General features: G+C 59.3%; 9 protein-coding genes. 6 read left to right on the plus strand and 3 right to left on the minus strand.

What is annotated here, in order from left to right; genetic code table 11:
- Positions 1-40: 40 nt before the first annotated feature.
- Entirely contained in the window at positions 41-319 is a 279-nt protein-coding gene (locus WBR57_RS22730; RefSeq protein WP_016970113.1) for a DUF3509 domain-containing protein, read from the minus strand.
- A gap of 63 nt (positions 320-382) precedes the next feature.
- Positions 383-658, minus strand: a complete 276-nt coding sequence (locus tag WBR57_RS22735) for a hypothetical protein (protein ID WP_424086845.1) — start codon at positions 656-658, stop codon at positions 383-385.
- Between the two features lie 54 nt (positions 659-712).
- On the opposite strand from WBR57_RS22735, the gene WBR57_RS22740 reads away from it, so the two are divergent.
- The 5 genes from WBR57_RS22740 to WBR57_RS22760 all read left to right on the plus strand — a co-directional run bounded on the left by WBR57_RS22740 (position 713) and on the right by WBR57_RS22760 (position 6,419).
- A complete protein-coding gene (locus tag WBR57_RS22740; RefSeq protein WP_424086847.1) occupies positions 713-2,539 on the plus strand; it encodes a long-chain-acyl-CoA synthetase in 1,827 nt (608 codons plus the stop codon).
- 97 nt (positions 2,540-2,636) lie between these two features.
- Positions 2,637-3,152 carry an ankyrin repeat domain-containing protein gene (locus tag WBR57_RS22745; protein WP_424086849.1) on the plus strand — a complete coding sequence of 172 codons (516 nt, stop codon included), beginning with the start codon at positions 2,637-2,639 and terminating at the stop codon, positions 3,150-3,152.
- A gap of 41 nt (positions 3,153-3,193) precedes the next feature.
- On the plus strand, positions 3,194-3,724 hold the full coding sequence (locus tag WBR57_RS22750) for a hypothetical protein (protein ID WP_424086851.1): 531 nt from the start codon (positions 3,194-3,196) through the stop codon (positions 3,722-3,724).
- A gap of 68 nt (positions 3,725-3,792) precedes the next feature.
- Positions 3,793-3,984 (plus strand): PLDc N-terminal domain-containing protein, encoded by a 192-nt coding sequence (locus WBR57_RS22755; RefSeq protein ID WP_424086852.1) that lies wholly within the window; start codon positions 3,793-3,795, stop codon positions 3,982-3,984.
- 347 nt (positions 3,985-4,331) lie between these two features.
- Positions 4,332-6,419, plus strand: coding sequence for an LTA synthase family protein (locus WBR57_RS22760; protein WP_424086854.1), 2,088 nt, complete (start codon positions 4,332-4,334; stop codon positions 6,417-6,419).
- A 69-nt stretch (positions 6,420-6,488) separates the two neighbouring features.
- Here WBR57_RS22760 and WBR57_RS22765 read toward each other — a convergent pair whose 3' ends face one another.
- Positions 6,489-6,641, minus strand: a complete 153-nt coding sequence (locus tag WBR57_RS22765) for a DUF3309 family protein (protein WP_424086856.1) — start codon at positions 6,639-6,641, stop codon at positions 6,489-6,491.
- A 330-nt stretch (positions 6,642-6,971) separates the two neighbouring features.
- Here WBR57_RS22765 and WBR57_RS22770 point away from each other — a divergent pair, with 330 nt between their 5' ends.
- The gene (locus tag WBR57_RS22770; protein WP_424086858.1) at positions 6,972-7,787 is read left to right on the plus strand and encodes an SDR family oxidoreductase; all 816 of its coding nucleotides are present in this window, start codon (positions 6,972-6,974) and stop codon (positions 7,785-7,787) included.
- The last annotated feature ends 381 nt before the right edge of the window (positions 7,788-8,168 follow it).

Here is an 8,168-nt window from a genome sequence, read left to right on the forward strand (position 1 = left end):
ACGCTGAATGGCGTCGCGGCCCTTTTTTTGTGTCGGTTACTTATGCCGAATGGTAAGTCGGCAGGGCAAAGCGGTTTTGGCTTTGCAGCATCGAAATTTGCGGCAACTCGCTGGCTTGTTCTGCCAAGTCGCGGCGAATAGCGCTGATGACCCAAGTCAGTTGGTCGGCAGTGTGCAACTGCTGGTAAGAGATGGAACGTTTGACCTGTTTGCCTTCGCTGTTTCGCAAGGTCAACAGGATGCCGCCGTCTGGACGGGGCTGGGTGGTGACGTCGTATTGGGAGAATACTGAAGCGAATTTATCTTGGATCAGGCTCATGTCTATCAGCTCCGTTGGCTCAAGTTGGCAAGCATGGAGTGATAGGTGCAGTGATTGTGCCAGCTATTGTTTATCGAAAATATCGTTATAAATCAGCAACTTAAAAAATAAACCAATTTTCGTTTTCGTGCAATTTGCATGAATGGCCATCATGCATCCTGCATTTTGCGTTGTTCGAACCAGCAAAATGGGCGTGCCCTTATTTTTAAAGACTGCTTGCGGGCCGCTAAATTCCCTTTTTCGGTATTCGCGCCCCGGGATACAAAACTTTTCAAATCCCGCGTGTACAGCCCGAGAACGGCTGACGTATTTTCCAGCCAAGCGTTTCGGTCTTCCCATCAGGGGATTCCGGCGTTTCTGGATCACAAAGAATAAGAAAAAGGACGTTGCGCCATGAGCCATCCGCAAAGCGACATGATCACTTGGGGCATGATGCTGCGTAAGGTGCCCGACATTGTTCGGGCCCTGCCGCGGGTGGTGCGTGGCATGCGCGCTGCGAATGTGACAGACCCCACGCAACCCTGCGGCCTGGGATGGCACTTTGAGCAAGCGACCCTGCGCAACCCGGACGGCGCGGCCTTGCTTTACGGCGACCAGATGCTCAGCTACCGGGAAGCCAATGCGCGCGCCAACCGCATCGCCCATCACCTGCAGGCCCAGGGCATCGGCAAAGGCGATGTGGTGGCGCTGTTTATCGAGAATCGCCCCGAACTGCTGCTGAACGTGCTGGCCGTGGCCAAAGTCGGCGGTATCTGCGCGATGCTCAATACTGCACAAACGCAAGGCGCGCTGGTGCACAGCCTGAACCTGGTGAGCCCGGTGGCGATTGTGGTGGGGGCAGAATTGGTCGACGCGTATGAGTCGGTGCGCGGGCAGGTGCAGATCGAGGCGCAGCGCACCTGGTTTGTCGCCGAGCAGCAGGCGAGTGCGATGCCCGAGGGGTATGTCGACCTGCTGGCCGCGAGTGCCGAGCGCTCGCCGGACAACCCCGCCAGCACCGCGCAGATCTCCTTCAACGACCCCTGCTTCTATATCTACACCTCCGGCACCACCGGCTTGCCCAAGGCCGGCATCATGAAACACGGGCGCTGGACCAAAACCGCCGTGAGCTTCGGCAGCATCGCCCTCGACATGGGCGCCGATGACGTCCTGTACTGCACCTTGCCGCTCTACCATGCCACCGGGCTAAGCGTGTGCTGGGGTTCGGCGATTGTCGGCGCATCGGGCTTCGCCATTCGCCGCAAGTTCAGCGCCAGCCAGTTCTGGGATGACGTGCGCAAATACAAGGCCACCACCCTGGGATACGTGGGGGAGTTGTGCCGTTACCTGCTCGACCAGCCGCCCGGCGACCACGACCGTGATAACCGCGTAACCAAGATGGTCGGCAATGGCCTGCGCCCCGGCGTGTGGGCGCAGTTCAAGGCGCGCTATGGCGTGGCGCATATCTGCGAGCTGTATGCGGCCAGCGATGGCAACATCGGTTTTACCAACGTGCTGAATTTCGACAACACCATCGGTTTTTGCCTGCAGCACTGGGCGCTGGTGGACTACGCCCACGACAGCGGCGAGCCGATCCGCGGCAGCGACGGCTTCATGCGCAAGGTGCAAACCGGCGGGCAGGGCCTGTTGCTGGCCAGGATCGATGATAAGTCGCCCTTTGACGGCTACACCGACCCGGAGAAGAACCGCAAGGTGATCCTTACCGACGTGTTTGAGAAAGGCGACCGCTACTTCAACACCGGCGACCTGTTGCGCAGCATCGGCTTTGGCCACGCGCAATTCGTCGACCGGTTGGGGGACACCTACCGCTGGAAAGGGGAAAACGTTTCCACCACCGAGGTCGAGAACGTCCTGCTGCAACACCCGCAGATCGCCGAAGTGGTGGCCTACGGCGTCGAGATCGAAAACACCAATGGCCGTGCGGGCATGGTTGCCATCACCCCGAGCGAATCCCTGGCCGCACTTGATATGCGCGAGCTGCTGCAATTCGCCCACGGCCAGTTGCCGCATTATGCGGTGCCGCTGTTCCTGCGGATCAAGGTGAAGATGGAAACCACCGGGACCTTCAAATATCAGAAAGTGCGACTCAAGGAGGAGGCGTTCGACCCGGACAAGGCCGGCAATGACCCGGTCTTCGCCTGGCTGCCGGGGTCGGATTGCTACGTGCCGGTGACCGGGCAGTTGCTCGCGCAGATCCAGGGCGGGCAGTTCCGCTATTGATTGTGCCTATGGGGGCTTTTGACAAAAAAGCCATGACAGCGGGGAACTCCCTCGTGACACTGGGCGCCTATAAAGCACACCAGACAAGGAGCCGCACATGTCAGACCAGCCCAAACAAATGACCGAAGACGAAGCCGCCGAATTTGCCGAGCAAGTGTTCGACGTGGCCCGCAAGGGCGACGCCGCCATGCTCGCCGCGTTGCTGGCCAAGGGCTTGCCGGCCAACTTTCGTAACCACAATGGCGACACCTTGCTGATGCTCTCGGCCTACCACGGGCATGTCGAAGCCGTGAAAGTGTTGCTGGAGTTCAAGGCCGACCCGCTGATCGCCAACGACAAGAACCAACTGCCGATTGCCGGCGCGGCGTTCAAGGGCAACCTGCCGGTGGTCAAGGCGCTGATCGAAGGCGGTACGCCGATCGAAGCCGCATCGTCCGATGGCCGCACCGCGCTGATGATGGCGGCAATGTTCAACCGCGTCGAAATGGTCGACTACCTGCTCGGCCAGGGCGCCAACCCCAAGACCACCGATGCCCAGGGCGCGACCGCGCTGGCCGCTGCGCAGACCATGGGCGCGATGGATACGGCGGCGCAGTTGCAGAAACTGGTGTAGGCTTTGCGCCCTCAAAAACCAGCCCGCTACAGGATCGCCCCATGAAAACCGCCCTCGTCGAACTTATCAGCAAAATCAGCGCCGGGGTCATGGGCGAGGACGAGGTCGCGCGCATCGCCGAGGAAGCCGCCCAGGCCTACGCCGACCCTGTCGCATTTCTGGCAGCCAACCCGGATATCAACTACGACGACACGTTCCCGATTCCCTTGGGCGAGTGGGTGGTGGTCGGCAGCCTGCCGGACACGGTGCTGTTCCAGGCCGACACCTATGCCGATCTGTTTGCACAGATCGTCGCGTCATTCGGCCCGGGTGTGGCGTTCAACCTCAAGCCCAAGCAACTGGCCAAGACCGAAGACCTGACCGCGCTCAATCGCATCCAGATCCAGATGAGCGCCCTGAGCCCGGAAGACGGCGGCTATGTGCTGCTCGACTTCAGCCAGTTGCTCGATGACGAAATCCAGGCCGTGCTGGTGTATGGCAATGACCTGCCGCGCGTGCTGGCGTTGTGCGCCGAAGTCGGGATCAAGGCCGAGCCGTCCCTGGAGGCCCTGAAGGTCGCCGTGCACGTCTGAAATAAAACGGAACCCCCGGCCAGGGCTGACTATCCTACAAGTGCATGACCTCACTTAGGAGCGACACCATGGGTTCCACTTTTAATGGCTTGATCGGGCTGATCATCCTCGCGCTGGATATCTGGGCGATCATCAATGTGTTCAAAAGCGGCGCGAGCAACGGGGCCAAAGTGCTCTGGATCCTGCTGATCCTGTTGCTGCCGGTACTGGGCCTGATCATTTGGGCAATCGCCGGGCCGCGCGGTAACGTGCGGATCTGATCGCTCCACTCCCACTGGAGTAAGCACAGTAAATGTGGGAAGGGGGCAAGCCCCTCCCACATGGGGTTCCGGATGCCCTCGGGTTTTATGTTTCGAAATATTCGCTGCACAGAATTTTCACATCCCATCCAAGACAATTCGCCGGCTTTATCTCCCTGCCACGGCTCTATCTCACGGGCCACTAAAAGCGGGGCAGCGGTGCTCGTTCAGAATTAATAGCCTTGCCGGCCTTGATCGGGCACCATTTGCGCCACCGCGTTAACCGCCTACCCCAAGCCTGCCTGGGCGAGGGACGGACGCCGCCGCATTATTTCGCAACTTAAACTTCCAATGGGTCCTGAAACGACATGGCAAACCCGGACGCCCTGAGTCAGCAGCGAGCTTCTAATCGCCTGCTGCAACCGACCGTCAAATCCCATCTGGCGTACACGCTGCTCTGCGCACTGGTCATGATGGTTATGTTCTCCCTGCTGCGCCTGGCGCTGCTGGTTTACAACCGCGAGATGATCCTCGACACACCGGCCTCGACCTTCCTCGAAGCGTTCGCCAACGGCCTGCGCCTGGACCTGCGCCTGGTGGTGTACCTGATCATTCCATTGCTGCTGGCGCTGTTCAGCGTACGCGCCATGGCCGCGCGTGGGTTTTTCCGGTTCTGGCTGACCGTTGCGTCGAGCATTGCGCTGTTCCTCGGCCTGATGGAAATGGACTTCTACCGCGAGTTCCACCAGCGCCTCAACGGCCTGGTCTTCCAGTATGTGAAGGAAGACCCGAAAACCGTGATGAGCATGCTCTGGTACGGTTTCCCGGTGGTGCGCTACCTGCTGGCCTGGGCCGTGGGTACGCTGATCCTGAGCATGGCGTTCAAAGGCGCCGACCGCGCCACTCGCCCACGTGGCCCGTTCAGCGGCGGCAGTATCGGCACGCGCCAGGTGGCGCCGTGGTACAGCCGCATCGCGGTGTTCGTGGTCTGCCTGTTGATTGCCGTGGTCGCCGCCCGTGGCACCCTGCGCCAGGGCCCGCCACTGCGTTGGGGGGATGTCTACACCACCGATTCGAACTTCGCCAACCAGCTGGGCCTCAATGGCACCTTGTCGCTGATCGGCGCGGCCAAGGCTCGCTTCGGTGAAGACCGTTCGAATATCTGGAAGGCCACCCTGGACCAGCCGCTGGCCACCCAGACCGTGCGAGACATGCTGGTACTGCCGCAAGAGAAGCTGGTGGACACCGACATCGCCGCCGTGCGCCGTGACTACACGCCACCGGCCGAGAAGACCCTGCCGATCAAGAACGTGGTCGTGATCCTGATGGAAAGCTTTGCCGGTCACTCGGTCGGCGCCTTGGGTCGCCCTGGCAACATCACGCCGTACTTCGACAAACTGTCCAAGGAAGGCCTGCTGTTCGACCGCTTCTTCTCAAACGGCACTCACACCCACCAGGGTATGTTCGCCACCATGGCCTGCTTCCCGAACCTGCCGGGCTTCGAATACCTGATGCAGACCCCGGAAGGCAGCCACAAACTGTCGGGCCTGCCGCAGTTGCTCAGCGCGCGGGATTTCAACGACGTGTATGTCTATAACGGCGACTTCGCCTGGGACAACCAGTCGGGCTTCTTCAGCAACCAGGGCATGACCAATTTCATCGGGCGTAACGACTTTGTCGACCCGGTGTTCTCCGACCCGACGTGGGGCGTGTCCGACCAGGACATGTTCAACCGCGGCCTGGAAGAATTGAAAGCCCGTGAAGGCGGCAAGCCGTTCTACGCACTGCTGCAAACCCTGTCCAACCACACGCCGTACGCGCTGCCGAACCCGTTGCCCGTGGAAAAAGTCACTGGCCGTGGCAGTCTCGACGAGCATTTGACGGCCATGCGTTACTCCGACTGGGCCTTGGGCCAATTCTTTGAAAAGGCCCGCAAAGAGCCGTACTTCAAGGAAACCCTGTTTGTGATCGTGGGTGACCACGGTTTCGGCAACGAACAGCAGATCACCGAAATGGACCTGGGCCGCTTCAACGTGCCGATGCTGATGATTGCACCAGGCATGCAAGAAAAGTTCGGCGAGCGCGACCACACTGTGGGCACCCAGATCGACATCGTGCCGACCATCATGGGTCGCCTCGGTGGCGACACCCTGCACCAGTGCTGGGGCCGTGACCTGCTGAACTTGCCGGAAGGCGACAAGGGCTTTGGCGTGATCAAGCCGTCGGGCAGCGACCAGACCGTGGCGTTGGTGACCGCCGACCGCATCCTGGTACTGCCCAAGGAAATGCCGCCGAAGCTGTGGGAATACGAACTGGGCGCCAACCCGACCGGCAAGGTGATTCCTGAATCGCCGGACGAAGCGGCGCTGAAGCAGAAGCTCGAGTCGTTCCTGCAGACCGCGACAAAGAGCCTGTTGGATAACACCGCAGGTGTTGTAAACGGTAAGCCGGACTAAGTAGCCGAGCATAAAAAAAGAGGCCTTCTCAGGCCTCTTTTTTTTATTTCTTTTACTGGGTTGCGGCGTTTATATCCGGCCGAGCAACAGCAGCACAATCAGGACAACCAGGACAACACCCAGGATACCCGACGGGCCGTAACCCCAGTTACGCGAGTGAGGGAACACTGGCAGACCGCCGACCAGCAGGAGGATCAGGATGATAATTAGAATGAGGCTCATGGTTTATTTCCTTATAGGCCTTCTTCAAGGACTGGTTGTTTGAACGTTAGCGCCGTACATCTAGTTACAGACGCCCTAACATCTCCGACTGCACCACTTCGCGAAAAATTCCGTGTTTTTTTAAAGCATTTTGCGAACGTGCTTATTTCTTTTAATGTGCTCGCAAATCCTGCTCATTAGTTGAAAAAGATTGAACTTAGGCTATAGGTGGGCATCCGACCCGGCCTGTGGTTTGCCTGGGGCATTCATCATTCTGATGGTGCGTGGGTACGGGAAGGACCTTCGCTACACTGCCGGTCACTTCTTCTGTAAACCACAAGGCTACTTTCTATGCAAAATCGCATGATGATCACCGGCGCCGGGTCCGGCCTGGGTCGTGAAATCGCTCTGCGCTGGGCCCGCGAGGGTTGGCAGTTGGCCTTGTCGGACGTCAGCGAGCCAGGGTTGCAGGAAACCCTGAAGTTAGTGCGCGAAGCCGGCGGTGATGGCTTTACCCAGCGTTGTGATGTGCGTGATTACAGCCAGCTCACTGCGTTTGCCCAGGCCTGCGAGGTGAAGTTGGGCGGCATTGATGTGATCGTCAACAATGCGGGGGTGGCGTCGGGTGGGTTCTTCGCCGAGTTGTCGCTGGAGGATTGGGACTGGCAGATCGCAATCAACCTGATGGGGGTGGTCAAGGGCTGCAAGGCGTTCCTGCCGCTGTTGGAAAAGAGCAAGGGCCGGATCATTAACATCGCGTCGATGGCGGCGTTGATGCAGGGGCCGGCGATGAGCAACTACAACGTGGCCAAGGCGGGGGTGGTGGCGTTGTCGGAGAGTTTACTGGTGGAACTCAAGCAGCAGGAAGTCGGGGTGCATGTGGTGTGCCCGTCGTTTTTCCAGACCAACTTGCTGGACTCGTTCCGTGGGCCGACGCCGGCGATGAAGGCGCAGGTAGGTAAGTTGCTTGAGAGTTCGCCGATTTCGGCGGCTCAGATTGCTGACTACATTTACCAGCAGGTGGCGCAGGGGGCGTTTATGATTTTGCCCCATGAGCAGGGGCGGATGGCTTGGGCTCTGAAGCAGAAGAACCCGCAGTTGCTGTATGACGAGATGACGGTGATGGCGGATAAAATGCGGGCTAAGGCGCAGGCGGTTCGGGGGTGACGCTTTTGGGTGGATATCTGTTGCTGCGGTAGCGGCTGATTATGGTTTTGCTCTTTCAGCGGGTCACCTTTGGAAGGGCTGGAATGTCGGGCCAGCCAACAGTAAGCAGCGTTTTTAGTTTTGAGTACATATCCATTTCTTAGGTCACGGCGGCTTAGGGTTCCGCTCTTACAGAAGGACCCAAAAGTAACCATGGCTCTTGCCCCAACACTCGGCACCTCGCCTCCGGCTCGGTGTGCCCTCACTTCGGCCAGCGTGTTTGACGGGGCGCCTGAGATCAAAATCAAAAGCAAGAGCACGGCGGCCTAGTAGCCGACCTGAGTGGTTGAAGCAGATCAAGAGCGCAGAGCGAAAGCAGATCTACAGCACATGCAAAGCTGC

The organism is Pseudomonas sp. (assembly GCF_049590575.1).
In the GTDB taxonomy this organism is placed as follows: domain Bacteria; phylum Pseudomonadota; class Gammaproteobacteria; order Pseudomonadales; family Pseudomonadaceae; genus Aquipseudomonas.